At 49.3% G+C, this 1,047-nt stretch carries 1 rRNA gene; it reads left to right on the top strand.

Features of this window, described 5'->3' with window-relative positions:
* Window positions 1-1,047: ribosomal RNA gene (locus ACFVR1_RS19555) — 23S ribosomal RNA — on the top strand; the annotation flags it as partial.

Here is a 1,047-nt window from a genome sequence, read left to right as displayed (position 1 = left end):
ATCTGTGGCAAACCCAGGGAACTGAAACATCTAAGTACCTGGAGGAAGAGAAAGAAAAATCGATTCCCTGAGTAGCGGCGAGCGAAACGGGAAGAGCCCAAACCAAGAGGCTTGCCTCTTGGGGTTGTAGGACACTCTATATAGAGTTACAAAGGAATGAGCTAGACGAAGCGATCTGGAAAGGTCCGCAGGATAGGGTAAAAGCCCCGTAGTCAAAAGTTCATTCTCTCTTGAGTGTATCCTGAGTACGGCGGAACACGTGAAATTCCGTCGGAATCTGGGAGGACCATCTCCCAAGGCTAAATACTACCTAGTGACCGATAGTGAACCAGTACCGTGAGGGAAAGGTGAAAAGCACCCCGGAAGGGGAGTGAAATAGATCCTGAAACCGTGTGCCTACAAGTAGTCAGAGCCCGTTAATGGGTGATGGCGTGCCTTTTGTAGAATGAACCGGCGAGTTACGATTACATGCAAGGTTAAGTTGAGAAGACGGAGCCGCAGCGAAAGCGAGTCTGAATAGGGCGAATGAGTATGTGGTCGTAGACCCGAAACCAGGTGATCTACCCATGTCCAGGATGAAGGTAAGGTAACACTTACTGGAGGTCCGAACCCACGCACGTTGAAAAGTGCGGGGATGAGGTGTGGGTAGCGGAGAAATTCCAATCGAACCTGGAGATAGCTGGTTCTCTCCGAAATAGCTTTAGGGCTAGCCTCAAACGTTAGAATCTTGGAGGTAGAGCACTGTTTGGACTAGGGGCCCATCCCGGGTTACCGAATTCAGACAAACTCCGAATGCCAATGATTTATGTTTGGGAGTCAGACTGCGAGTGATAAGATCCGTAGTCAAGAGGGAAACAGCCCAGACCACCAGCTAAGGTCCCAAAGTATTTGTTAAGTGGAAAAGGATGTGGCGTTGCTTAGACAACCAGGATGTTGGCTTAGAAGCAGCCATCATTTAAAGAGTGCGTAATAGCTCACTGGTCGAGTGACGCTGCGCCGAAAATGTATCGGGGCTAAACAAATCACCGAAGCTGTGGATTGATACCT

The organism is Psychrobacillus sp. NPDC058041 (assembly GCF_042885655.1).
In the GTDB taxonomy this organism is placed as follows: domain Bacteria; phylum Bacillota; class Bacilli; order Bacillales_A; family Planococcaceae; genus Psychrobacillus.
This window is presented reverse-complemented; position numbering and strand designations above follow the sequence as displayed.